The 24220-nt window shown below is 51.6% G+C and carries 22 protein-coding genes, 1 pseudogene and 2 riboswitches; of the genes and pseudogenes, 14 read left to right on the top strand and 9 right to left on the bottom strand.

The genetic code is table 11. The features are described from left to right. Positions 1–19 precede the first annotated feature (19 nt). Positions 20–934, bottom strand: a complete 915-nt coding sequence (locus tag LKD71_RS02080) for a patatin-like phospholipase family protein (protein ID WP_227614148.1) — start codon at positions 932–934, stop codon at positions 20–22. A 228-nt stretch (positions 935–1162) separates the two neighbouring features. On the opposite strand from LKD71_RS02080, the gene sufC reads away from it, so the two are divergent. The 9 genes from sufC to LKD71_RS02125 all read left to right on the top strand — a co-directional run bounded on the left by sufC (position 1163) and on the right by LKD71_RS02125 (position 8535). Beyond that, positions 1163–1927: a Fe-S cluster assembly ATPase SufC gene (gene sufC / locus LKD71_RS02085; RefSeq protein ID WP_178046294.1), complete on the top strand. Its 765-nt coding sequence runs from the start codon at positions 1163–1165 to the stop codon at positions 1925–1927. Between the two features lie 2 nt (positions 1928–1929). Continuing rightward, the gene (gene sufB, locus LKD71_RS02090; RefSeq protein WP_227614149.1) at positions 1930–3336 is read left to right on the top strand and encodes a Fe-S cluster assembly protein SufB; all 1407 of its coding nucleotides are present in this window, start codon (positions 1930–1932) and stop codon (positions 3334–3336) included. 21 nt (positions 3337–3357) lie between these two features. Continuing rightward, a complete protein-coding gene (locus LKD71_RS02095) occupies positions 3358–4401 on the top strand; it encodes a SufB/SufD family protein (protein ID WP_227614150.1) in 1044 nt (347 codons plus the stop codon). Continuing rightward, complete coding sequence (locus tag LKD71_RS02100; protein WP_227614151.1) at positions 4388–5599, top strand: SufS family cysteine desulfurase; 1212 nt, start codon at positions 4388–4390, stop codon at positions 5597–5599. The genes LKD71_RS02095 and LKD71_RS02100 overlap by 14 nt, the downstream gene beginning before the upstream one ends. Then, positions 5589–6026 carry a Fe-S cluster assembly sulfur transfer protein SufU gene (sufU, locus tag LKD71_RS02105; protein WP_227614152.1) on the top strand — a complete coding sequence of 146 codons (438 nt, stop codon included), beginning with the start codon at positions 5589–5591 and terminating at the stop codon, positions 6024–6026. The genes LKD71_RS02100 and sufU overlap by 11 nt, the downstream gene beginning before the upstream one ends. A 157-nt stretch (positions 6027–6183) precedes the next feature. After that, positions 6184–6339 carry a hypothetical protein gene (locus tag LKD71_RS02110; RefSeq protein ID WP_227614153.1) on the top strand — a complete coding sequence of 52 codons (156 nt, stop codon included), beginning with the start codon at positions 6184–6186 and terminating at the stop codon, positions 6337–6339. Further along, entirely contained in the window at positions 6336–6722 is a 387-nt protein-coding gene (locus LKD71_RS02115; protein ID WP_331466353.1) for a PD-(D/E)XK nuclease domain-containing protein, read from the top strand. The genes LKD71_RS02110 and LKD71_RS02115 overlap by 4 nt, the downstream gene beginning before the upstream one ends. 11 nt (positions 6723–6733) lie before the next feature. Continuing rightward, the gene (locus LKD71_RS02120) at positions 6734–7645 is read left to right on the top strand and encodes an ABC transporter ATP-binding protein (protein ID WP_227614154.1); all 912 of its coding nucleotides are present in this window, start codon (positions 6734–6736) and stop codon (positions 7643–7645) included. Next, a complete protein-coding gene (locus LKD71_RS02125; RefSeq protein WP_227614155.1) occupies positions 7642–8535 on the top strand; it encodes an ABC transporter permease in 894 nt (297 codons plus the stop codon). Before LKD71_RS02120 ends, LKD71_RS02125 begins: the two co-directional genes overlap by 4 nt. Positions 8536–8585: 50 nt before the next feature. Here LKD71_RS02125 and LKD71_RS02130 read toward each other — a convergent pair whose 3' ends face one another. Then, complete coding sequence (locus LKD71_RS02130) at positions 8586–9647, bottom strand: GGDEF domain-containing protein (RefSeq protein WP_227614156.1); 1062 nt, start codon at positions 9645–9647, stop codon at positions 8586–8588. Positions 9648–9865: 218 nt separating this feature from the next. Then, positions 9866–9965, top strand: a riboswitch (purine riboswitch). A gap of 121 nt (positions 9966–10086) precedes the next feature. Between LKD71_RS02130 and LKD71_RS02135 the strand changes: the two genes are divergently transcribed. The 4 genes from LKD71_RS02135 (at position 10087) to LKD71_RS02150 (ending at position 15008) form a co-directional block, all read left to right on the top strand. Further along, complete coding sequence (locus LKD71_RS02135; protein ID WP_227614157.1) at positions 10087–11289, top strand: BMP family ABC transporter substrate-binding protein; 1203 nt, start codon at positions 10087–10089, stop codon at positions 11287–11289. Between the two features lie 119 nt (positions 11290–11408). Beyond that, positions 11409–12914: an ABC transporter ATP-binding protein gene (locus LKD71_RS02140; protein ID WP_227614169.1), complete on the top strand. Its 1506-nt coding sequence runs from the start codon at positions 11409–11411 to the stop codon at positions 12912–12914. Continuing rightward, a complete protein-coding gene (locus LKD71_RS02145) occupies positions 12904–14010 on the top strand; it encodes an ABC transporter permease (protein WP_178047254.1) in 1107 nt (368 codons plus the stop codon). Before LKD71_RS02140 ends, LKD71_RS02145 begins: the two co-directional genes overlap by 11 nt. Beyond that, a complete protein-coding gene (locus tag LKD71_RS02150) occupies positions 14010–15008 on the top strand; it encodes an ABC transporter permease (protein WP_227614158.1) in 999 nt (332 codons plus the stop codon). The genes LKD71_RS02145 and LKD71_RS02150 overlap by 1 nt, the downstream gene beginning before the upstream one ends. Positions 15009–15032: 24 nt before the next feature. Here LKD71_RS02150 and trpA read toward each other — a convergent pair whose 3' ends face one another. The 7 genes and pseudogenes from trpA to trpE all read right to left on the bottom strand — a co-directional run bounded on the left by trpA (position 15033) and on the right by trpE (position 21502). Continuing rightward, a complete protein-coding gene (gene trpA, locus LKD71_RS02155) occupies positions 15033–15806 on the bottom strand; it encodes a tryptophan synthase subunit alpha (protein ID WP_227614159.1) in 774 nt (257 codons plus the stop codon). Continuing rightward, positions 15799–16983 carry a tryptophan synthase subunit beta gene (trpB, locus tag LKD71_RS02160; RefSeq protein ID WP_178047257.1) on the bottom strand — a complete coding sequence of 395 codons (1185 nt, stop codon included), beginning with the start codon at positions 16981–16983 and terminating at the stop codon, positions 15799–15801. Before trpB ends, trpA begins: the two co-directional genes overlap by 8 nt. Positions 16984–16987: 4 nt before the next feature. Then, the gene (locus LKD71_RS02165) at positions 16988–17590 is read right to left on the bottom strand and encodes a phosphoribosylanthranilate isomerase (RefSeq protein ID WP_227614160.1); all 603 of its coding nucleotides are present in this window, start codon (positions 17588–17590) and stop codon (positions 16988–16990) included. Positions 17591–17597: 7 nt separating this feature from the next. After that, on the bottom strand, positions 17598–18383 hold the full coding sequence (gene trpC, locus LKD71_RS02170; protein WP_227614161.1) for an indole-3-glycerol phosphate synthase TrpC: 786 nt from the start codon (positions 18381–18383) through the stop codon (positions 17598–17600). Next, a complete protein-coding gene (gene trpD / locus LKD71_RS02175) occupies positions 18380–19390 on the bottom strand; it encodes an anthranilate phosphoribosyltransferase (RefSeq protein ID WP_227614162.1) in 1011 nt (336 codons plus the stop codon). The genes trpC and trpD overlap by 4 nt, the downstream gene beginning before the upstream one ends. Before the next feature lie 67 nt (positions 19391–19457). Next, positions 19458–20018: pseudogene (locus tag LKD71_RS02180) on the bottom strand (anthranilate synthase component II); the annotation flags it as partial. After that, complete coding sequence (gene trpE / locus LKD71_RS02185) at positions 20015–21502, bottom strand: anthranilate synthase component I (RefSeq protein ID WP_227614163.1); 1488 nt, start codon at positions 21500–21502, stop codon at positions 20015–20017. The pseudogene LKD71_RS02180 and the gene trpE, both read right to left, overlap by 4 nt. 706 nt (positions 21503–22208) lie before the next feature. Next, positions 22209–22304: riboswitch (glycine riboswitch) on the top strand. 121 nt (positions 22305–22425) lie between these two features. On the opposite strand from trpE, the gene LKD71_RS02190 reads away from it, so the two are divergent. After that, complete coding sequence (locus LKD71_RS02190; RefSeq protein WP_227614170.1) at positions 22426–23787, top strand: alanine/glycine:cation symporter family protein; 1362 nt, start codon at positions 22426–22428, stop codon at positions 23785–23787. Positions 23788–24220: the final 433 nt, after the last annotated feature.

A 24220-nucleotide genomic window follows, 5' to 3' on the forward strand; every position in this document is an offset into this window, starting at 1 on the left:
TTCGTGAAACTATGATTTTTTACTGGATTCCGAGGTATTCTCTGATGGCTGGAAGCTGCTTTTTGGCATTCTCATAGCCGAGAAAATACAAACCGCCCAGCTTTTCCATATCCCCTTCCAGCCGGCTGATATCTATAGGTTGCGAGGGAGCGATGACATAGATCTTTTTCTTGGCGGCGAGCTCGATCATCTCCCGGCACTGGCGGTTATAATTGGCGTTGCTGGCGTCCAGAACCCGGGAAAACTGGGGATAATCGTGATAAAGCCGATCCGTGAGAGAATGGTCGCTTCTCTCTTTCTTGCGGTAATCCATCGGGCGGGTACGGATCACGATGACCTTTTGATAGCCCTGATCCAGGGGCCAGCGGAAGGGAACCTTGTCGCTGCAGCCACCGTCCAGATAGGGAACACCGTTGATCATGACCATTTTTGAAACATAGGGCATGGAAGCGGAGGCCCGGACGGCCTGGAAGATCGTTTTGCCCTCGCTTTTTTCAAAGTACCGGGGCCGGCCTGTGATACAGTCCGTGGCGACCACGATGAAACGGCGGTCTGGCCGGAAGAAACGTTCCTCATTTAAAGGATCTTCTTTATTTACATTTTTCAGGATAAAGTCAAAACCGATGACACCGCGGTTTTTGCGGATGGCCTTAAGGCCTACATAGCGGCTGTCATGGCGGTAAGTCAGGTTCAGGCGGCCGGAACGGCCGATCTGTCCGGAGACATAGTTCATGCCGTTGAGGGCCCCGGCGGAGACACCGACGGTACAGGAGAGATTGATGCCGGCTTCCATCAGGGCATCCAGCACCCCGCTGGTATAGAGACCGCGGAAAGCACCACCCTCCAGAACGACACATCCTTCCGTCAGGTGTTCCGATGCCAGACCCTTCGGGAGGCGGTCCAGTCCGGAAAAAACTTTATTCTTTTTACTCATAGCTGTCACTCCTCATTTGTGCTTTTTGTCAGGAAACCGGAGAAAAATCCCCCGGGCAGCCCCTATCATAACGCAAAAAAAATCGAAACTCAAGTGCCGCATGTATTTTTTGAAAAAATGGTCTTGCATAATTGAAAAGACCGCATTATAATAGCAGACGAATAAAACCTATTAAATTACTAGGTATTCAAAAGCTGTTCCCGAGAAACGGCAGAAACGGAGGAAATTATGTCAGAACCAATTCTTAAGATCAGTCAGCTGACAGCAAGAGTGGAGGAAAAAGAGATCCTCCATGATATAAATTTTGAGATGCGAAAGGGAGAAACCCATGTGCTCATGGGCCCCAACGGAGCCGGTAAATCCACCCTGGGCTATGTGCTCATGGGCAACCCCAAATACGAAGTCACCGGCGGAAGCATTTCCTTTAAAGGAAAAGATATCACAGCGGAGAGCGCGGACAAGCGGGCGAAGGACGGCATGTTCCTTTCCTTCCAGGAGCCACTTGAGGTTCCCGGCCTTTCTGTTTCCAACTTTATCCGAAATGCCCTTCAGCAGAAAAAAGGCGGCTATGTCCGTCTCTGGGATTTCAAGAAAGAGCTGAAGAAAAATCTGGAATTTCTGGATCTGGACGACTCTTACGCAGAGAGAAGCTTAAATGTGGGCTTTTCCGGCGGTGAGAAAAAGAAGATCGAGACCCTGCAGCTGATGATGCTCCGTCCGAGCCTTGCAATCCTGGACGAGACCGATTCCGGCCTGGATGTGGACGCCGTCCGTCTGGTATCCAAGGGCGTGGAAGAGTATCAGAAGGACAGAGACGGCGCACTTCTGATCATCACCCACAGCACGAGGATCCTGGAATCCCTGCATGTGGATTACACCCATGTCATGGTAAACGGCCATATTGTTGCCACCGGCGACGGTTCCATGGTGGAAGAGATCAACGAAAAAGGATACGAGCGCTTTCTGAACAGTGTTCCGGGAGGAGATGACTGACCGTGAAAGAAAAAACATATGTGGAAGATATTGACCGGAGCATGTATGACTTCCGCAAGGAAGAAAAGGATGTCTACCGGGTAGATGAAGGGCTGACGCCCGAGATCGTAGAACAGATCTCAAAAGAAAAAAATGATCCTGCCTGGATGCAGCTTTTCCGCCTGCAGTCCCTGCAGATCTATAATTCCATGAAGATTCCAGACTGGGGACCGCCCATCGACGACCTGAATATGGATCAGATCGTGACTTATGTCCGTCCGAATACGAAAATGAGTGCCAAATGGTCCGATGTGCCGGAAGATATCAAGGATACCTTTGAGCGGCTTGGTATTCCCCAGGCCGAACGGAAATCCCTGGCAGGCGTGGGAGCCCAGTACGATTCCGAGCTGGTTTACCACAATGTAAAAGCGGAGGTTGCGGCTCAGGGCGTGGTCTACACGGACCTGGAGAGCGCGATGCACGGCGAGTATGCGGATATGATCCGTACCCATTTCATGAAGCTGGTAAAACCGAACGACCACAAATTTGCGGCCCTTCACGGAGCTGTCTGGTCCGGCGGTTCTTTCGTCTATGTTCCGCCCGGCGTCAGTGTGGAGATTCCGCTGCAGTCCTATTTCCGGCTGAATGCGCCGGGAGCAGGCCAGTTCGAGCACACGCTGATCATCGTGGATGAGGGAGCGAGCCTTCATTTCATTGAAGGCTGTTCCGCACCGAAATATAACGTGGCCAACCTTCATGCCGGCTGCGTGGAGCTTTTCGTCGGAAAAAATGCAAAGCTTCGCTATTCCACCATCGAGAACTGGTCTAAAAACATGTACAACCTGAACACCAAGCGGGCCACGGTTGCAGAGGGCGGCACGATCGAGTGGGTTTCCGGTTCCTTCGGCTCCCATACCTCTTACCTGTACCCCATGACGATTCTGAAAGGAAAAGGTTCTCGGATGGAGTTTACGGGTATCACCTTTGCAGGAAAAGGCCAGAACCTGGATACGGGAGCCAAGGTAGTTCATGCGGCTCCGGAGACTTCTTCCTATATCAATACCCGTTCTATTTCCAAGGACGGCGGTATCAGCACCTTCCGAAGCTCTGTGGTTATCACCAAGAAGGCGCCGAAGAGCAAGGCGGCTGTTTCTTGTCAGTCCCTGATGCTGGATGATATTTCCCGGTCTGACACGATCCCGGCCATGGATATCCGCACGAAGGACGCCGATGTGGGACACGAGGCAAAGATCGGTAAAATCAATGATGATGTGGTCTTTTATCTCATGTCCAGAGGAATCCCCGAGGAGGATGCCCGGGCGATGATTGTCAGCGGCTTTGCGGATAATGTTTCGAAGGAGCTGCCGCTGGAGTATGCGGTGGAAATGAACAACCTGATTCAGCTTGAGATGAAGGGAAGCATCGGTTAAATGCCGGGAAAGGAGCAGATTATGGATATGACAGTAAACCGGCTGCCGGCCAGAACCTGGAACTGGCTGAAAATGAACGAGACCGTTCTTTCCAGCGTAGAGCCGTTCCGGCAGCAGGAGATCCCGGAGGGAAACGTTTTCCGGGAAGAAAATGAGACAGAGCAGAACATTTTTAGAGAGATTGAAACCGGTATGGGGCCGGATATGGATCAGCTGGGAGAAAACAGCGCCGCAGCCGTCATCGCTTCCGGGAAAGGAAATATGACGGCTGCGCCGGTGATCGTAAATCTCACGCCGGATGGAAGTTTTCACCGCTATTTCCTTCATGCGGAGAAAGACAGCACCCTGAGGGTCGCCTTTCTTTCCAATTCCGAAAAAGAGGAGACCAGACCCTTTGCCCTGCAGGTAAAGATTTATGCCGAGGAAGGTTCCCATGTGGAGCTTACAATGCCTCAGATGCTGGGAACGGAAGTGCTGGATCTCACCGATATCGGAGGCCTTCTGGAAAAAGGAGCCTCTGTGGAGCTGGTCAAAATGGAGCTGGGCGCGGAAAAGGTATATACCGGAGCGCTGATGACCTTAAAGGGCGACGGAAGTTCCTTCACCGCCCACATCGGCTATCAGGGTTTTACCGGCCAGCATCTCGATATGAACTATGTGGCCCGCCATCTGGGCAGGAAGACCGAGAGTCTCATGGAGAGCAACGGCGTGTTAAACGGCAATGCTTTCAAACTTTTCCGGGGCAGCATTGATTTCGTGAAAGGCTGTGCTGGTTCCGTGGGAAATGAGAAGGAGGACGTTCTGCTTCTCGGCGACGACGTGGTGAATCAGACGATTCCGCTGATCCTCTGTGCGGAGGAGGATGTGGAAGGAAACCATGGAGCTTCCATTGGAGAACTGGATGAAAAGACGCTGTTTTATCTGATGAGCCGCGGCTTTACGAAGGAAGCAGCAGAGGCTATGATAGCCGGAGCCAGACTGGAAGCCATTGCAGCTGAGATTCCGGTTCCCGAGGTCAGAGAACAGGTGGAAAAATATCTGGAGGAACAGCATGAAGAGTTATAAGGAAGATTTCCCTCTTCTGCGAAACAGCTCCATCGCATATCTGGACAATGCGGCGACAGCCCAGCGTCCGGAGGCGGTGCTGAAGGCAGAGCGGGAATTTTATGAAAAATACAATGCCAACCCCTTAAGAGGCCTCTATCAGCTGGGCATGGATGCCACGGACTGCTACGAGAAGGCCCGGGAAACCGTGCGGGATTTTCTCCATGCGAAAAAGTCTTCGGAGATCATTTTTACCCGGAATACCACGGAGAGCATCAACCTGGTGGCTTATAGCTATGCCTTAAATAATCTGAAAGAGGGAGATGAGCTTCTGGTGGGCATTGATTCCCATCACAGCAACCTGCTTCCCTGGCAGATGGCAGCCCGCGTCACCGGCGCAAAGCTGGTTTTCTTGGACTGTGAGATGGACGGAAGCTATACGAAAGAGGCCATTGAAAAAGTCATCACGGGGCGCACGAAATTTGCGGCCATCACCCATGTCTCCAACGTCATCGGCCGGGTCAATCCGGTGGAGGATATTATCCGCCTGGTTCACAAAAACGGCGGCGTGGTGCTGGTGGACGCCGCTCAGAGCGCGCCTCATCTGCCCATCGACGTCTGTGCCATGGACGTGGATTTCCTCGCTTTTTCCGGCCACAAGCTGATGGCTCCCATGGGAATCGGCGTCCTTTACGGAAAGGAGAAGCTTCTGGATGAGATGCCTCCCTTCCTTACCGGCGGCGAGATGATCGAGAGCGTTACAAGAGAGAGCGCCGTCTTCGCGGAGCTCCCTCACAAATTTGAGGCGGGAACCGTGAACGGAGCCGGAGCCTGGGCCTTAAAGGCGGCCATCGAGTATATCAACTCTCTTGGCTTTGCCACCCTGCAGGAGCGGGAACTGGCCCTGACCACCCAGGCCATGGAGGAGCTGAAAAAGATCCCCTATGTAAATATTATCGGAAGCCAGGACCCGAAGGAACACAACGGCATCGTAAACTTTACCGTGGAGGGCGTTCATCCCCACGATATCGCATCGATTCTGGACGGAGCAGGCGTGGATGTGCGGGCAGGCCATCACTGCGCCCAGCCTCTTTTAAAGCATCTGGGCGTCTTTGTGACCACCCGGGCCAGCATTGCTTTTTACAATGACGAGGAAGATATTCACCGCTTCACCGAGGCGGTAAAAGGAATCAGGAGGATGATGGGATATGCAGAGTAATACCTTTTATAATGAACTTTTGACGGATCACAACCTGCATCCGGCTCACAAGAAAAAACTCGAGGACGCGAACCTGGTGCTGGAGGGCGTAAACCCCAGCTGTGGTGATGACATCATCCTGGAGCTTAAAGAAGAAAACGGCATCATCGTGGACGGCGCGTTCGTCGGAAGCGGCTGTGCCATATCTCAGGCCTCTGTGGATATGATGCTGGATCTTGTCATCGGCCGTTCCAAAGAAGAAGCTTTGAAACTCGCCAGTCTTTTCTCCCGGATGATCAAAGGCGAAGCCACAGGCGATGAACTGGAGCCACTGGAAGAAGCTATGTCTCTGGAAGACATCTCAAAAATGCCCGCCCGTGTCAAATGCGCTGTCCTCGGCTGGCACACGATGGAAGACCTTTTGGGTGAGAAAGATATCAAAGAATAATTGGATAATGATTGCATGCAGCAGCCGGCGAGATGCCGGCTGTTTTTGCGTTCAGGATGGCGTGGAATGCAAAATAATTCATTGAACAAGGTGGCTGGGGTGTGTTATCATATAGGAAAGAATCGCGGACCTTTGTTGGTATTTTAGGAGGCAGTTTATGAGAGAAATCAAGATCCCGGTAGGAATATCCGATTTTAGAGAAATTCGTGAAGGCAGCTATTATTATATTCCTGAATCCGTGAATTTCCTTTTACAAGAAATGTACTTACCGGCTGTCTTCGTGTGGCAAAGGAGAGTATTTTTGCAGGATTGAATAATTTTAAAGTACATTCTCTGACGAGCGTCGATCTTGATGAATATTTTGGCTTTACAGATTGGGAAGTAAGAGAGATGCTTCATTATTATGGCCAGGATGAGCATTATGAAGCAGTAAAAGAATGGTATGACGGATATCGGTTTGGAAATGTTGACATTTATTGTCCCTGGAATGTAATTTGCTACTGTAAAGAGCACAGAAACAACAGAAATGCAGAGCCGAAGAACTACTGGCTGAATACCAGCGGAAATGAGGCGCTGAATCAAATCAAAGAGAAAAATTATGCGGAAAATATGAGGCTTGACGGAGTGCATACAATCTTAAAATATGGAATTACCTGCAATAAGAAAAAATGCTGCGTGCTTTTTGAAAAAGATTGAGAGGAAAGAGAATGGAAAACGTAATTTCAATACAGAATCTAAGCAAATCCTTCGGCGACGTAAAAGCCGTGGACGACCTCAGTTTCCGGGTGAAGAGAGGGGAGCTCTTCGCTTTTCTGGGGGTGAATGGAGCGGGGAAAAGCACGACGATCTCCATCATCTGCGGGCAGCTGAAGAAAGACAGCGGCAGCGTCCGGATTCATGAGATGGATGTGGAACGAAAGGGCGAGGAGACGAAACGGCTCCTTGGTGTGGTCTTTCAGGATAGCGTGCTGGACCGGCCGCTGACGGTGAAAGAAAATCTGAAAAGCCGGGCGGCGCTCTATGGAATTATGGGAAAAGCCTTTGAAAAACGGCTCGGGGAACTGGTGGAGCTTCTGGATTTCAGGGAGTTTTTAAACCGGCCGGTGGGCAAGCTCTCCGGCGGTCAGCGGCGAAGAATCGATATTGCCCGGGCGCTTCTTCATAAACCGGAGCTTCTGATTCTGGACGAGCCCACCACGGGCCTTGATCCCCAGACAAGAAAGCTGATCTGGGACGTCATCGAGAAAATCCGGCTGACGGAAAATATGACGGTTTTCCTCACGACCCATTATATGGAGGAGGCGGCCTCCGCAGGCTATGTCATTATTCTGGACAAAGGAAAAATCGCCGCGGAAGGAACACCCTATGAGCTGAAAAACCGGTATGTGCAGGATTATATCTCCCTTTACGGTGTCTCCGAGGAAGAGGTCCGCTCCCTGAAAAAGGACTACACGCCGATTCGCGAAGGCTATCAGATCAAGGTTTCCAATACGGCGGAGGCCACGGAGCTTATCGTGGACCATCAGGAGCTCTTTCGGGACTATGAGGTGGTTAAAGGCGGCATGGACGACGTGTTCCTGGCGGTGACAGGAAAAGCTCTGGGAGGTGAAAAGGCATGAATACGATCTTTGTACTGGTAAATCGAAACCGAAAACTCTTTTTCCGCGACAAAGGCATGCTGATTTCTGCCCTGATCACGCCTCTGATCCTCATTGTACTCTACGGAACCTTTCTGGCCAATGTCTATAAGGATTCGTTTCGGAGTTCCCTTCCGGCGGCTTTCACTGTCGCGGATAAGCTCATCAACGGAGCGGTGGCAGCCCAGCTGGCAGCAGGTCTTCTGGCGGTCAGCTGCGTGACTGTGACCTTCTGCGTGAATCTGACCATGATTCAGGACCGGGCCAACGGCACCCGGAAGGATTTCAACGTATCACCGGTGAAACGGCCGGTGCTTTACCTGGGTTATTTCTTTGCTACAGTGCTAAATTCCCTGATGGTAAACGGCCTGGCCCTGATTTGCTGCTTTATCTATATGGAAGGAATGGGCTGCTATTTAAGCGGAACGGACGTCCTCTGGCTGCTTGTCGATATCGTGATTCTTGTCCTTTTCGGAAGCAGCCTCTCTGGCATCATCTGTTATCCCTTGAAGACCCAGGGCCAGATGTCAGCCGTGGGAACCGTTGTCAGCGCAGGCTACGGCTTTCTCTGCGGCGCTTATATGCCGATTGCCAATTTCGGCTCAGGCCTTCAGAAGGTGCTTTCTTTTATTCCCAGCACCTACGGAACCTCCCTTTTGAAAAATCATATGCTTCGGGGCGTTTTTGAAGAGATGCGCGCCAGCGGTTTTCCGGAAGAAGTAGTGAAAGGCATCGCGGATAGTCTGGACTGTAATCCCGTTTTTCAGGGAAAGAAAGTTACAACGGAAGCCATGCTGCTTATTATGGTCCTTTCCACCGTCGTTTTCATGGTAGTTTACCTCATCCTGACCAATTGTCAGGAAAAAGAATAACAGACAAAAAAAGCCCCCGTCCAGCTCGTGGAACGGGGGTAAACTTTTGCTCAGATTTCTCCGTGGGAGTTTTTGTGGTGTTCTTTCATTTCGGCCTTGCATTTGTACATCTTCCGGTCGGCCTGCTCCAGAAGAATCTTCATGCTGCAACATTCACTGTAGGAATCGGAAACTGCGTAGCCGTAAGCATACTCAAGATGGAGCTGCTTGCTGTAGGAATTGTAGTGGCCTGTTTCCTTGCGGACGTCTAGGAGGATCTTTTTCACTTCCTCCTCGCCGACACCGGTTAAGATCGCGATAAACTCATCTCCACCGTATCTTCCGACGAAATGCTGCTGGGGAATGGAAGTGCGGAGAATATTGGCGAAATTCATGATCAGTGTATCGCCGGCCAGATGACCAATGGTATCGTTGACCTCTTTAAGACCGTTCAGGTCGAAGATCGCCACCGTGGTAAGTTCGGTCAGATTGTCGTTTGCCAGAAGGAGCTCCTCGCAGCGGCTTTTGTTCGGAAGACCGGTATGAAGGTCCAGATAAGCTTTTTTCCGCAGTTCCCTGTTCTTTTTGGAGAGGACGACCTGCTCGACGGATTCTTTGATCAGCAGGGCGACAATGAGGATCATAATGACGATCAGCGCTTTTTCAATCTGGTTGATCTGAGTGGCATAGCGCTGGGAGCAGTTCTCTGCGGCATCCACCATCTTGTCCGCCAGCTGGAAGTATTCTTCGCTCATGCTGATGATATCGGTATCTTTGTAGCCTTCTTTGCGGACCTTTGTTACTTCTTCTTTCAGCTTGGCCCAATAGCTGTAGAGCCGATTCAGTTTTGCGTTGTAATCGGTGTCCTCCAGATGAGTCAGGTTGTATTTTCCGCCGCCGTGCATGAGACCTGAGAAAATATCGTCCAGATACTGGATCAGTTCATCGTTGCCTTCGTCCACGACCTCCAGCTTTACCATTCGCTGGGTGGCTCCCCGGATGATACCGGCATAGTTTACAACCCGGGCATTTCCCTGAAGCTTTTTTACATCTGCGATCATGAAGATGGTGAGGATGATCAGAATACCAATCAGGATTCCACTGATGACTTTTTCAACTTTCCTCTCTTTCATAAAGCTACCTCTTTTGTCGAAAAAAATAATGGCTGAAGTTTTTCGGAAACATCAGTCCTCTTCAGTGTACCATAAATCGGTGCAAACATCCATAGTTAAAATAAGTTCTTTGTCGAATTGGCCAATAAAGCGTCGAAAATGGGAAAGTTTTTGACCTATATGCTGAAAACTTTTTTTGCTGCTTATTTCGTTTGACAAATGTGTTTCAGGTTGCTAAAATTCAGATGGTAGTGTTATCCGATATAGGTCTGTGAAGAAGGTTCAGACGTTTCTACCGCACGCCGTTCAGTTGCGACTATTGGGTTCGATAGAAAATGACCGCAGACCGCAGATGTACAGCTTCGTATGTCTGCGTCTTTTTATTTGCAACTATTTGGACACACACTTCTGGTACTTACACAACAATACTATAAAAAGTGAAAGTAAAGGAGACAAAGCAATGAAAAAGAGTGTTAAGTGGGTTGCAGCAACCGCAGCAGTAATGCTTACTCTCAGCGCATCTGTCGGCGTGACCAGCAGTGCGGATGAAGGTACAACCGTAAAGGCAGGTTTCATTTTCCTGCATGACGAGAATTCCACCTACGACCTGAACTTCATCAACGCCGCAAAGGAAGCCTGTGAGAAAATGGGAATCGAGTATGTATTTAAAACCGGTATTCCCGAGGGTCAGGAAGCATATGACGCTGCCTGCGAGCTGGCAGATGCCGGCTGCAACTTCGTATTTGCAGACAGCTTCGGCCATGAGGATTACATCATTGAGGCCGCAAGAGAGTTCCCGGACGTACAGTTCTGTCACGCAACCGGAACCAAAGCACATACGGAAGGACTTGACAACTTCCACAATGCTTTCGCTTCTATTTATGAGGGACGTTACCTGGCTGGTATCACCGCTGGTATGAAACTCAACGAGATGATCGCAAACGGTGAGATCACCGAGGACCAGGCAAAAATGGGTTATGTCGGCGCTTACACCTATGCAGAGGTTATCTCCGGATATACTTCCTTCTTCCTGGGCGCTCGTTCCGTATGCCCGAGTGTGACCATGGAGGTTACCTTCACCGGTTCCTGGTATGATGAGACCGCTGAGAAAGAGGGAGCAAACAAACTGATCGATGACGGCTGCGTACTGATCAGCCAGCATGCCGATTCCATGGGTGCTCCGACCGCCTGCGAGACCGCTGGTGTTCCGGATGTTTCCTACAACGGAAGCACCGAGAGCGCTTGCCCGAACACCTTCCTTGTTTCTTCCAGAATCAACTGGGCACCGTATTTCGAGTATGCTATGGGCTGCGTACAGAACGGTGAAGCAATCGACGCTGACTGGACCGGCGATATCGCTACCGGTTCTGTTGTCCTGACTGACTTTGGTAAATCTGTTGCAGAGGGCACACAGGAAGCTGTTGATGAGGCTTCTGCAAAACTGGTAGACGGTTCTCTCCATGTATTTGATACGTCCACCTTCACCGTAGACGGCAAGACTCTGGACAGCTACATGGCTGACGTAGATACCGATGCAGATTACGAGGGAGACCACGAGGCAGTTTCTGACGGATACTTCCATGAGTCCGCAGAGGGCTTCCGTTCCGCTCCGTATTTCGATGTTCAGATCGACGGTATTACCCTTCTGGATACACAGTTCTAATTCTTTTGACAGAAAAGAAAGCGGGTGGTGCAGCGATTTTCGCGGCACCGCCCTTTTGTTTCCAATGAAAAAACTGAAAGGAGGACGAGAGATTGAAGGGCAAAACAGCTGCGGTGACTATGAAAAATATCACCAAGAAATTTGGTCCGGTCGTTGCCAGCGACAAGGTAAACCTTGAGATTTACAAAGGTGAGATCCTTGCACTGCTGGGTGAGAACGGCAGCGGAAAAACAACCCTTATGAATATGCTCTCCGGAATTTATTTTCCGGATGAAGGACAGATCTTTATCAATGGAAAAGAGACGGTGATTCGTTCACCGAAAGACGCTTATGCCTGCGGCATCGGTATGGTGCATCAGCATTTCAAACTGATCGATGTGCTGACGGCGGCGGAAAACATCGTTCTGGGCATGAAAGGCCGCTTAAATCTGAAGGAGGCTTCCGCGAAGATCCGAGAGATCTGCGACAAATATGGTTTCGAGGTGGACCCGGACCAGAAGATTTACAACATGTCCGTCTCCCAGAAACAGACGGTGGAGATCGTCAAAGTGCTTTACCGCGGAGCAGATATCCTGATTCTGGACGAGCCCACGGCCGTACTGACCCCGCAGGAGACAGAGAAGCTTTTTAAAGTGCTCCGGAATATGAGAGACGACGGAAAAGCCATCATCATCATCACCCACAAGATGCATGAGGTGGAGAGTCTTTCCGACCGTGTGGCTGTGCTGCGTCATGGCTGCTTCGAGGGCGATATTGCCACGAAGGATACAAACGCGGAGGATATGACCAACCGGATGGTGGGTCACAAGGTAACGCTGAACATTGAGCGTCCGGAGCCTGTGAACCCCAAACCGAGACTGGAGGTCAAGGGTCTGACCGTGAAGACCGAGGACGGCATCGTGAAACTGAAAGACGTTTCCTTTACCGCGAGAAGCGGCGAGATCCTGGGTATCGCAGGAATTTCCGGCTGTGGTCAGAAGGAGCTTCTGGAAGCGATTGCGGGACTTCAGTCCACCACTGCGGGAAGCATCACTTATATAGAAGAAAACGGTACGAGAGAAGAACTCGTCGGCCGGGACCCCCGGGAGATCATGGATATGGGCGTGTCCCTTTCCTTCGTTCCGGAGGACCGTCTGGGCATGGGCCTTGTGGGAGATATGGACCTTACCGACAATATGATGCTCCGTTCCTTCCAGAAGGGCCACTCCGTATTTACCGACCGTAGGACACCGAAGGAACTGGCTCAGACCGTTGTGGATGAGCTCGAAGTTGTGACACCCGGCCTTTCCACTCCGGTAAGACGGCTTTCCGGCGGAAACGTGCAGAAGGTTCTGGTTGGCCGTGAGATCGCTTCCAGCCCCACCGTGCTCATGACAGCCTATGCAGTCCGTGGTCTGGATATCAACTCTTCCCATACGATCTACAACCTCATCAATGAGCAGAAGAAAAAAGGAACCGCCGTCATTTTCGTCGGTGAGGACCTGGATGTGCTCCTGGAGCTTTCCGACCGGATTCTTGTGCTCTGCGGCGGCGAGGTCAGCGGTATCGTGGACGGAAGAACAACGGATAAAAATACCGTGGGTATGATGATGACCCGCGTAGGGGGTGCGGAAAATGAACAGTAAAGCCAAAGAACCTCTGTTTCACATTGTAAAACGGGATGCTCTTCCCTGGCAGCGGGGCTTGAGAATCCGCCTGCTGGCCATTCTGCTGGCGCTGGTGGTTTGCGGTATTCTGACTACGATCTTCACCGGCATCAACCCGGTACAGGTGTATGTCTCCATTTTCATGGGAGCCTTCGGAACCGCCAGAAAGACCTGGATTACCTTCCAGAATGTGGCGATTCTGCTTCTGATCTCTCTGGCTCTGACCCCGGCCTTCCGGATGCGCTTCTGGAACATCGGCGGTGAGGGACAGGTGCTGATCGGCGGTCTTGCGGCAGCAGCCTGCATGATCTGCCTCGCAGGAAAGCTTCCCAACGCCCTGGTTATCCTTCTGATGATTGTCACCAGCCTGGCGGCAGGAGCCATCTGGGGTCTGATTCCTGCTTTCTTCAAGGCAAAATGGAATACCAACGAGACGCTGTCCACGCTGATGATGAACTACATCGCGACCCAGCTAGTTGCCTTTTTCACGATCGTCTGGGAGATGCCGAAAGGTTCCGGTAAGATTGGTATCATCAACCAGAAGACCAACATCGGCTGGCTGCCGAACCTTTTCGGTTCCAAATATCTTCTGACGATCATCATTGCGGTTGTGATGATGGTGCTCCTGTACGTCTATTTCGTCTACAGCAAACACGGCTATGAGATCGCCGTAGTGGGAGAGAGTGAGAACACTGCCCGCTATGTCGGTATCAAGGTGGAAAAAGTCATCATGCGTACAATGGTGCTTTCCGGTGCGGTCTGCGGTCTGGTAGGTCTGCTCCTCGTGGGAGGCATCAACCACACGATCACGACCACGATCGCCAACGGCCAGGGCTTCACCGCTGTTATGGTTTCCTGGATGGCCAAGTTCAATCCCTTTACGATGGCCTTCACCAGCTTCCTGATTATTTTCCTGAACAGAGGAGCCAGTGAGATTTCCACGACCTTCGGTCTGAACCAGTCCTACGGAGATATCTTGACAGGTATCATCCTGTTCTTTATCATCGGCTGTGAGTTCTTCATTTCCTATAAGATTCAATTCCGGAAAAAATCAGAGAAAGGAGCTGAAAACTGATGATCAATCTTGTGTCATTTATCCCGAGAGCCGTGGTACAGGGAATTCCCCTTCTATTCGGAAGTACCGGCGAGATCATGACGGAGAAATCCGGAAACCTGAACCTGGGAATCCCCGGTGTCATGTATGTAGGCGCGATCAGCGGCGTTATGGGATCCTTTTTCTATGAGCAGTCTGTCAGCGACGCGTCAAATATGAATGCTTTTCTGGCAATCCTGATTCCCATTGTGTGCTGCCTGCTGGCTTCCCTCTGTATGGGACTTCTCTATTGCTTCCTTACTGTTACCCTGCGGGCTAATCAGAACGTGACCGGTCTTGCGATGACGACCTTCGGCGTGGGCTTCGGAAACTTCTTCGGAGGTTCTCTCATCAAGCTTTCCGGCAGTGATGTGCCGTCGATTGCCCTTTCTGCCACCAGCAGTTATTTCAGCAAATCCCTTCCCTTCGCGGAAAATTCAGGCTGGTTCGGAAAGATCTTCCTTTCCTATGGCTTCCTGGCTTATGTGGCCGTCATTATCGCTCTGGTCTGCGCCTATGTGCTGAAGTACACCCGGGTGGGCCTTCACTTAAGAGCTGTGGGAGAGAACCCCGGAACCGCAGACGCAGCGGGCATCAACGTGACGAAATACAAATACATGGCTACCTGTGCGGGCTGTATGATCGCAGGTCTTGGCGGCCTTTACTATGTGATGGACTACGCCAGCGGCGTCTGGTCCAACGATGCCTTCGGTGACAGAGGCTGGCTTGCAATTGCCTTGGTTATCTTCACAATCTGGCGTCCGGTGGTATCAATCTTTGCATCCATCTTCTTCGGCGGTCTGTATATTCTTTATCTCTACATTCCGACAGGAATGGATCATATGGAGTTTCAGGAGTTATATAAGATGATTCCTTATGTGGTGACTCTGGTGGTTCTGGTGCTCACCAGTATGAGAAATAAACGGGAAAATCAGCCACCCAACTCTCTGGGACAGTCGTATTTCCGGGAAGAACGATAAGAGAAAAAAGAGGAGACCCTCCGCTTATGAGCGGAGGGCCTTTTTCATGGATGCAACATATTCTTTTACATAGGGAATGCAGTTTGTTCCGTATTTCGCGCAAATCTTGACGATGGCACTTCCAACGATGGCGCCGTCGGAGAGGTCTGCCATTTTTTTTGCCTGCTCCGGGGTAGAAATTCCAAAGCCTACGGCACAGGGGATATCCTTGGCAGCTTTCACCAGCTTTACCATGGCTCCGATATCGGTGGTGATGGAACTTCTGACACCCGTTACACCGAGAGAGGAGACGCAGTAGACAAAGCCGGAAGCATCTTTTGCAATCATGGAGATCCGGTCCTCGGAGGTGGGAGCGATGAGGGAGATGAGATCCAGACCGTAAGTTTTTGCCACGGAATCGAACTCTTCCTTTTCCTCATAGGGCACATCCGGAAGGATCAGGCCGTCCATACCGACTTCTTTGGCGGTCTTCATGAAACGGTCGGTACCGTAGGAGAAGACCACATTGGCGTAGGTCATGAAGACCATCGGAATGCTGGATTTCCGGCGGATCTTGCGGACCATATCGAAGACCTTATCGGTGGTGACGCCGCCGGAGAGAGCACGGACGTTGGCTTCCTGGATCACCGGTCCCTCAGCCGTGGGATCGGAAAAAGGAATGCCGAGTTCGATGAGATCCGCTCCGGCCTCTTCCATGGCATAAACGAGCTGTTCTGTGATTTCCAGTGACGGATCACCGCAGGTGATGAATGGAATGAAGGCCTTGCCGCCCTCAAATGCTTTTCTGATGTTACTCATGAAGATCCTCCCCTCTGTAGCGTGCGATGGCTGCACAGTCCTTGTCTCCTCTGCCGGAGATATTGATGACAATGATCTGGTCTTTTCTCATGGTAGGAGCCAGCTCCCGGGCGTAAGCAACGGCGTGGGCGCTCTCGATGGCGGGAATGATGCCCTCCAGTCTTGAGAGGTACTCAAAAGCGTCCACGGCCTGGTCGTCGGTGATGGCCAGATATTCGGCTCTTCCGATATCGTGAAGGTGGGCGTGCTCCGGTCCGATGCCGGGGTAGTCAAGACCGGCGGAGATGGAGTAAACGGGAGCAATCTGTCCGTATTCATCCTGGCAGAAGTAGGACTTCATACCGTGGAAAATGCCGAGAGAACCAGTGCCGATGGTGGCTGCGGTCTCCTTCGTGTCGATGCCTCTTCCGGCAGCCTCAAGGCCGATGAGCCGTACCTCCGGATGGGGAATGAAGTGATAGAAAGCGCCGATGGCGTTGGAACCGCCGCCCACGCAGGCGAGCACAGCATCCGGAAGGCGTCCTTCTTTTTCCATGATCTGCTCTTTGATCTCTTTGGAGATGACGGACTGGAAGTCACGGACGATGGTCGGGAAGGGATGGGGGCCCATGCAGGAGCCTAAGACGTAATGGGTGTCGGAGATCCTGCTGGTCCATTCTCTCATGGTCTCGGAAACGGCGTCTTTGAGGGTTCCGGTACCGGAGGAGACAGCGTGGACCTTGGCTCCGAGAAGGCGCATCCGGTAAACGTTCAGAGCCTGTCTCCTGGTGTCTTCCTCGCCCATGAAGACCTCACATTCCATATCCATCAGGGCTGCCGCTGTGGCGGTGGCTACGCCGTGCTGGCCTGCGCCGGTCTCAGCGATGACGCGGGTTTTGCCCATTTTCTTGGCGAGAAGGACCTGGCCCAGTACGTTGTTGATCTTGTGAGCTCCGGTGTGGTTTAAGTCCTCACGCTTGAGGTAAATTTTAGCTCCGCCCAGATCCTCGGTCATCCGCTTTGCATAGTAGAGGCGGGAGGGTCTTCCGGCGTACTCGTTTAAGAGCGTCGTGAGCTCCCGGTTGAAATCCGGATCGTTTTTGTAGTGGTTGTAGGCTTCTTCCAGTTCGATTACTGCGTTCATGAGGGTTTCCGGGATGTACTGCCCGCCATGAATGCCGAAACGTCCATTACTCATATGTTTATCTCCTGACTGCAGCGACCGCTGCGATTATTTTTTCTTTATCTTTATAGCCGTCTGTTTCCACGCCGCTGCTCAGATCGAGCGCATAGGGGTGAAAACGGCTGACTGCTTCTGTTATGTTTTCCAGTCTCAAACCTCCTGCCAGGAAAAATGGCCTGTCAAAGGAGGAGAGCAAAGACCAGTCAAAGGTTTCTCCAGTGCCACCGGCCCCGTTGTCCAGAAGGACAAAGTTCGCGGGGCTTTTTTCAGCTTCTGTAAGATCTTCCGGGGACCGGATGGAAAAGGCACGGATCAGAGGAACGGCAACCTGTTTTTTCAGTTTTTCCAGATAGCTTTGGGACTCCTGTCCGTGGAGCTGGACGGCTTTCAGCGTGCCGTCAGTTACCAGCGAAAGAATGGTCTCCATGGGGGCGTTTACGAAGACGCCAACGGGAAGAATCTCAGGGGAGAGGAGAGCGGTAAGCTCCCGGACTTTTTCCCGGGGAACATTTCTCCTGCTCTTTGGCACGTCGATGATGAAACCGGCGAAATCCGGTTTTGCTTCGTTGACGTAAGCGATATCCTCAGGCCTTCTGAGGCCGCAGATTTTAATCTTTGTCATAGGCGTTTCAAACTCCTCTCAGCGTGTCCAGCATGGCTTTTTTGTCCGCGGCTCGCATGAGAGTCTCTCCGATGAGGACGGCGTCGGTTCCGTTGGCCTCCAGCTTTTCGATGTCAGAGCGGGTTTTGATGCCGCTTTCAGAGACGAAAAGGCAGTCCTTCGGGGCCAGGGAGCGGAGCTTTAAGCTGTTGCTCACATCCACCTGGAAATTCTTGAGGTTCCGGTTGTTGACGCCGATGATCCGGGCTCCGGCTTTGACAGCCCGGGAGATTTCTTCCTCCGAATGGGCTTCCACAAGAGCGGAGAGCTTCAGCTCGTCAGCCAGCTGGCGGTAGGCCAGAAGCTTTTTATCCTCCAGAATGGAGCAGATGAGAAGGACGGCGGAAGCGCCGTGGGCTGCGGCCTGATAGATCATATATTCATCCACCGTGAAATCCTTCCGTAAGACCGGGATGGAAACGCTGGCTGTGATCTCCTCCAGGTAAGCGTCCCTTCCGAGAAAATAGAAGGGCTCCGTGAGGCAGGAGATGGCATCGGCGCCGGCGGCTTCATAGCTTTTCGCAATGTCCAGATAGGGGAAATCTTCAGCGATGATTCCTTTGGAAGGAGAGGCCTTTTTGACCTCGCAGATAAAGGAGACGCCGGGCTTTTTTAAAGCTTTCTCAAAGAGAAATTCCGGGGCTCCGGCCCGCCTTTTCTCCGCAGCGGAGCGGAGGGTGGAAAGAGGAATCGCTTCCTTTTCTTTCCGAATCCGCTCGGTGGTTTTTGCGGCGATCTCCTCCAGGATATTCATCGGTTGCTCTCCTTTACAAATTCTTCAAGCTTTTTCATGGCAGCACCCTCATCGATGAGCTTCTCTGCGAGACGGATACCGTCTGCCATGGTCTCGGTCTTGCCTGTGATGTAGAAGGCGGCTCCGGCGTTGAGGCAGACAGCCTGGCGCTTCGGGCCTTTTTCCTCGCCGCTTAAGATCGAACGGGTGATGGCTGCGTTTTCTTCCGGTGTGCCGCCGGTGAGGTCATCCTTGGAGCAGCGCTTGTAGCCGAACTGTTCCGGGGTGATCTCGTAGGACTGGAACCAGCCGTCGCGAATCTCGCAGACAGCGGTGGGAGCGCTCATGGAGATCTCGTCCAGCCTGTCCTGACCGAAGACTACCATGCCGCGTTTCACGCCGAGCTTTGCCATAACCTGAGCCAGGGGCTCCACGAGCTCCTCCTCATAGACACCCATGAGCTCCATGTTAGCGCCTGCCGGGTTGGAGAGGGGGCCAAGGATGTTGAAGATTGTGCGGATGCCGAGTTCTTTTCTTACCGGACCTACATATTTCATGGCAAAATGATATTTCTGGGCGAAAAGGAAACAGATATTGATATCGGTAAGAAGCTGTTTGCTCTGCTCCGGGGAAATGTCGATCTTTACGCCGAGGGCTTCGAGAACGTCAGCGGCTCCGGATTTGGAGGAGGCTGCCCGGTTGCCATGCTTGGCAACGGGAACGCCGCCGGAAGCAATGACGAGAGCAGAAGTGGTGGAGATATTGAAGGAGTTGGAGCCGTCGCCGCCGGTACCTACGATTTCCAGAACGTCCATGTTGTGGAGAAGTTTTTCTCCGTGGGCTCTCATGGCAGCTGCGGAAGCGGTGATCTCGTCGATGGTCTCGCCCTTCATGGAAAGAGCCGTGAGATAAGCGGCCTTCTGCACGTCGCTGGCGGCATTTTCCATGATCTCATTCATAACCTGTTCTGCTTCTTTATAAGTCAGATCTTGTCTTTTGGAAAGTTTGATGATTGCCTCTTTGATCATTTTGATCCATCCTTTCTGTTTGTTCTATATGATAGTCAGTGTTTTTTGATTGAAATGTTTCGGCGGCCTCAAGGAAGTTCTCCAGGATGATTTTCCCGTCCGGTGTCATGACGGATTCGGGATGAAACTGGACGCCGTACACGGGATAAAGGCTGTGCTCCACGGCCATGACCTCCCCGTCATCGGTGATGGCGGTGACTTTGAGATCCGGCGGGAGCGTAGCTGCCTCGGCGGAAAGTGAATGGTACCTGGCTGCCTGGAACTTTTCGGGAAGTCTCTGGAAAAGGAGACTGTCCGGGGATTTTTTTACCAGGGAGCTCTTTCCGTGCATGAGCTCTTTCGCATAGCCTACGGTGCCACCGAAAACCTCACAGATGGCCTGATGGCCCAGGCAGACGCCGAAGATCGGAATCTCGCCTTTCAGCTCGCGGATGGCTTCCTCGCAGATGCCTGCGTCCGCCGGTCTTCCGGGGCCGGGGGAGAGGATCAGCGCTTTGGGAGCCAGGGAGCGTATCTCGTCGATCGTGATTTTATCGTTTCGCACCACCTGGATCTCCGGGTCGATACTTCCGATGAGCTGGTAAAGGTTATAGGAAAAACTGTCGTAATTATCAATCAGTAAGATCATCGAAGGCCTCCTTCTGCTGTCTGAAGTGCAGCTACCACAGCCCGGGCTTTGTTGGAGCACTCGGTAAATTCGTTTTCAGGAATGCTGTCGGCCACGATGCCGGCGCCGGACTGGACGACCACGCGGCCGTTTTTCTTATAGGCGAGACGGATGGCGATACAGGTATCGAGATTTCCGCCGAAATCCAGATATCCGATGGCTCCGCCGTAAATGCCCCGTTTCTGTCCCTCCAGTTCCCGGATGATCTGGCAGGCCCGGATCTTCGGCGCACCGGAGAGGGTGCCTGCCGGGAGGATGGCATCCACAGCGTCCACAGCGTCCTTGTCCGGGCGGATCGTGCCGCGGACTGTGGAGCCGATGTGCATGACGTGGGAGTAACGGAGAACGGACATGTAATCTTCAACGACCACGGAGCCGATCTGGCTGATTCTTCCGAGATCATTTCTTCCGAGATCCACCAGCATGTTGTGCTCGGCCAGCTCTTTTTCGTCTTTTAAAAGCTCGGTCTCAAGGTTCTGGTCTTCCTCCTCACTTTTTCCTCTGGGACGGGTGCCGGCCAGGGGGAAGGTGTGAAGTGTGCCGTCGTTCAGGTTTGCCAGCGTCTCCGGGGAAGCGCCTGCCACCTCGATGTCGTCACTGGAAAAATAGAACATATAGGGGGAAGGATTGGTGGTCCGGAGTACCCGGTAGGTGTCAAAGAGGCTTCCCTCTGCTGGGGCGCTCATGGGATCGGAGAGCACCACCTGGAAAATATCGCCTTCGTGGATGTAATGCTTTGCCTTTTCCACCATCTGGCAGTAGGTTTCCTTGGAATAGCGGAAGGCCAGGGGGCTTTTCAGCTTCAAAGGACGGATCACAGCCTTCGCGCCGCTTTTTAAAAGGGCTTCCATTTCATCCAGTTCTTTTTCTGCCTTTTCATAGGAAGCGGCCAGATCGTCTGTGCTGACTCCTGTGATGAGGCAGATCTTCTGATGATAGTGATCAAAGGCGATGACCTTGTCAAAAAGCATCAGGTCTACGTCCCGGAAATCGGAACTTCCTTCCTCGGAAAAACGGAGCGTCGGCTCTGCGTATTTGAGATAATCATAGGAGAAATATCCCACCAGGCCGCCCGTGAAAGGAGGCAGGCCTTTGATTTTCGGACTCTTATATTCAGCGAGGATCTTCCGGATTGTGTCTCCGGGATGTTCGGTCGTGAAGGTCTCTGTCGTCTGTTCTTCTTCTTCAGCGCCCCGCCGGATCGTCATCTGCCCGTCCATGCAGGTCAGCTCCATCGTGGGAGCGTAGCCCAGGAAAGAGTAGCGGCCCCATTTCTGGTCGTTCTCCGCGCTCTCCAGGAGATAACAGTGGCGACTGGCAGCCTTGAGTGTCCGCATCACCTCGATGGGGGTGAAGGCATCGCTGTAGATCTCCCTGCAGGCGGGAATCCGCCGACAGTCCGTTGTCTCGGTTATTTTTTTTATTTCTTCCAGTGTGGGAAACATGACTTTTTCCTCCTTCTTATGTCTGAAAATTTGTGCTGTATCGGAGTCCGTTTACGGCATTTATATTTCTGTCGCAGTGCGATCCTGCCCGGAGAGCTTTTGCATCACAGATAATTCCGGCGGAATTTCCTGTGATATAAAAAAAGTCCCTGACAGAATATCCGATTCTGTCAAGGACGGGTGTCATTTCTTTTCCACTCGCGGTGCCACCTTGATTTATGATCTTCTTCGACCATACCCTTTGTGAGATACCAGCATATCTCCGGTAACTGACGTATACCTTCACGTCATGGAATACTTGGCGTTTGCCGTTCCCCATGCCCTCGGCGGTCCATTTAACAGTCTGCATTTCGATCCGGCTCTCACCTCCCCGGACTCTCTGGACGCGCATAACAGTTTTTATCTCCGCTTCAACGGTTTAAATTGCTAACCAACTGATTTGATTTGTCCAAATTCTATACCTGTAAATCGGATTTGTCAAGCAAATTTTCAAAAAAACAGAGATTGTATTTTCTGTATTTTTCTGTTGACTGGAAGACAAGAACGTGGTATGATTCAAAAAGTGTTGCTGGTGTGGACGGATGTTTTTCCTGCACGGGCACAAAATAAGAATACAGACGAAGAAGCTTTTAGGAAATGTGCAGAGCCGTACAGCCGAAGGAGTAACACTCTCAGGCGTTCTTTCAGGAGAACAGAGACTAAAAGCGGAGTGGTCTCTGGAGAATCTCAGAAAATGAGTGCCGAAGGTGCAATGCACAGCTGCTGTGCAGAATCTCTCAGGCAAAAGGACAGAGTCAGAAGAAGTACGAAAACAGGTTCGTACGGCTTCTATTTTTTCAGGACCATGCTCCCCGGACGGGAGGATGGTTTTTTTCATGGGAAGAACGGGGAACGTCTGGCGGAAAAGGAGACATAAAATCATGATGGATGCAGTCAACAATGTCATTGTCCAGATCAGTGATGTGGTCTGGAACTACCTGTTACTTTTTTTACTGGTGGGTACGGGGATCTTTTTTACGATCCGTACCCGGTTCGTTCAGGTCCGGCGTTTTAAGACGGCCTGGATGCGTGTGTTCGGCGGTTTTTCCTTAAAGGGAAAGAAAGCGGGAAAAGACGGTATGAGTTCTTTCCAGGCTCTGGCCACAGCGATTGCAGCCCAGGTGGGAACCGGAAATATCGCGGGCTGTGCGACGGCCCTGGTGTCCGGCGGCCCGGGAGCAATCTTCTGGATGTGGCTGGCTGCCTTTTTTGGAATGGCGACGATCTACGGTGAAGCCGTTCTCGCTCAGAAATCCAAAAAGAGAGATGAGAATGGAGAAGTAGTGGGCGGACCTGTCTATTATATCACACATGTGTTTAAAGGCGGCTTTGGTCGTTTCCTGGCTGTTTTCTTTGCAGTGGCAGTCATTCTTGCTCTTGGCTTCATGGGAAATATGGTACAGTCCAACTCGATCAGCGATGCCTTCTATACGGCTTTTGCGATCCCCAGATGGGCGATGGGACTGGTAGTGGCTTTGCTGGCAGCCTTCATTTTCCTTGGCGGTATTTCCCGTATCGCTTCCTTTACAGAAAAAGTGGTTCCGGTCATGGCAGCTTTGTATCTTTGCGGAGCATTGATCGTACTGATCATGAATATCGGCAATCTTCCTTCTGCGGTTGCCTCCATTTTTGTGGGAGCGTTCTGTCCCAGGGCACTGGCAGGTTCCGCAGCCGGTATGACGGTCCGTATGGCTATGCGTTATGGTGTGGCACGCGGTCTCTTTTCCAATGAAGCAGGAATGGGTTCCACTCCGCATGCCCATGCCATCGCCGATGTAAAAGACCCCGAGGAACAGGGTGAAGTGGCAATGATCGGTGTTTTCATCGATACCTTTGTGGTACTTACCATGACCGCTCTTGTGATTCTTTCTTCCGGTGTCCTGGATGAGATGATCGATGCGGGCACCACAGGAACTCCCGTGGCCCAGGCAGCTTTTGCCACCGGATTTAAAGGCTTCGGCCCCAAATTTGTGGCAGTCTGCCTCCTGTTTTTCGCCTTTTCCACGATTATTGGCTGGTACTTCTTCGCCCGCCAGAATGTGAAATATCTCTGGGGCGCCAAAGCAGTGCTTCCTTTCTCCATCATTGTGGTGGCCTTCGTTTTCCTGGGTTCTCTTCTGAAGGTGGAGCTGGTCTGGAATCTTTCCGACCTCTTCAATGGCCTGATGGTTATTCCGAACCTGATTGCTTTGCTGGCACTGAGCGGCGTGGTGGCGAAAGCAGCGGCGGAGTTTAGAAAAAAATAGGAGCACAAAAGCCCCGGGTTCAGTAAATGGACCCGGGGCAAAATTTCGTCTGGCAGTTCTTTTGTTTCATGCGGTCGTCTGGCAGGAAAATTGACTGTAATCGGCCTTTTAGTTGTTTTAGGTCATGCTAAATTGGCAGGAGTATTGACCGCAATTGCCTTTTTTCTATTTTAGGTCATCTATACCCCTCCAAAACCATGACCGCAATTACTCTTTTATCTGTTTTAAGTCATTTATGCTCCCAAAAATCATGACTGCAATTTTGACTATTTTGAGTCAATTATAGCGCCCAGAAGCACTGATTACACTAGCTCTTTGGACAAAAAAGCGTTTTTTCTCTCAAAGAGCGGGGCAAATTTAACAAATGTAGCAAGAATTCTCCCACCTCTTCAGGTGGTGAGATGAATTGCACATCTGAGCATATCTGCTCAAA

This window comes from Fusicatenibacter faecihominis (assembly GCF_020686945.1).
Taxonomy (GTDB): domain Bacteria; phylum Bacillota; class Clostridia; order Lachnospirales; family Lachnospiraceae; genus Limivivens; species Limivivens faecihominis.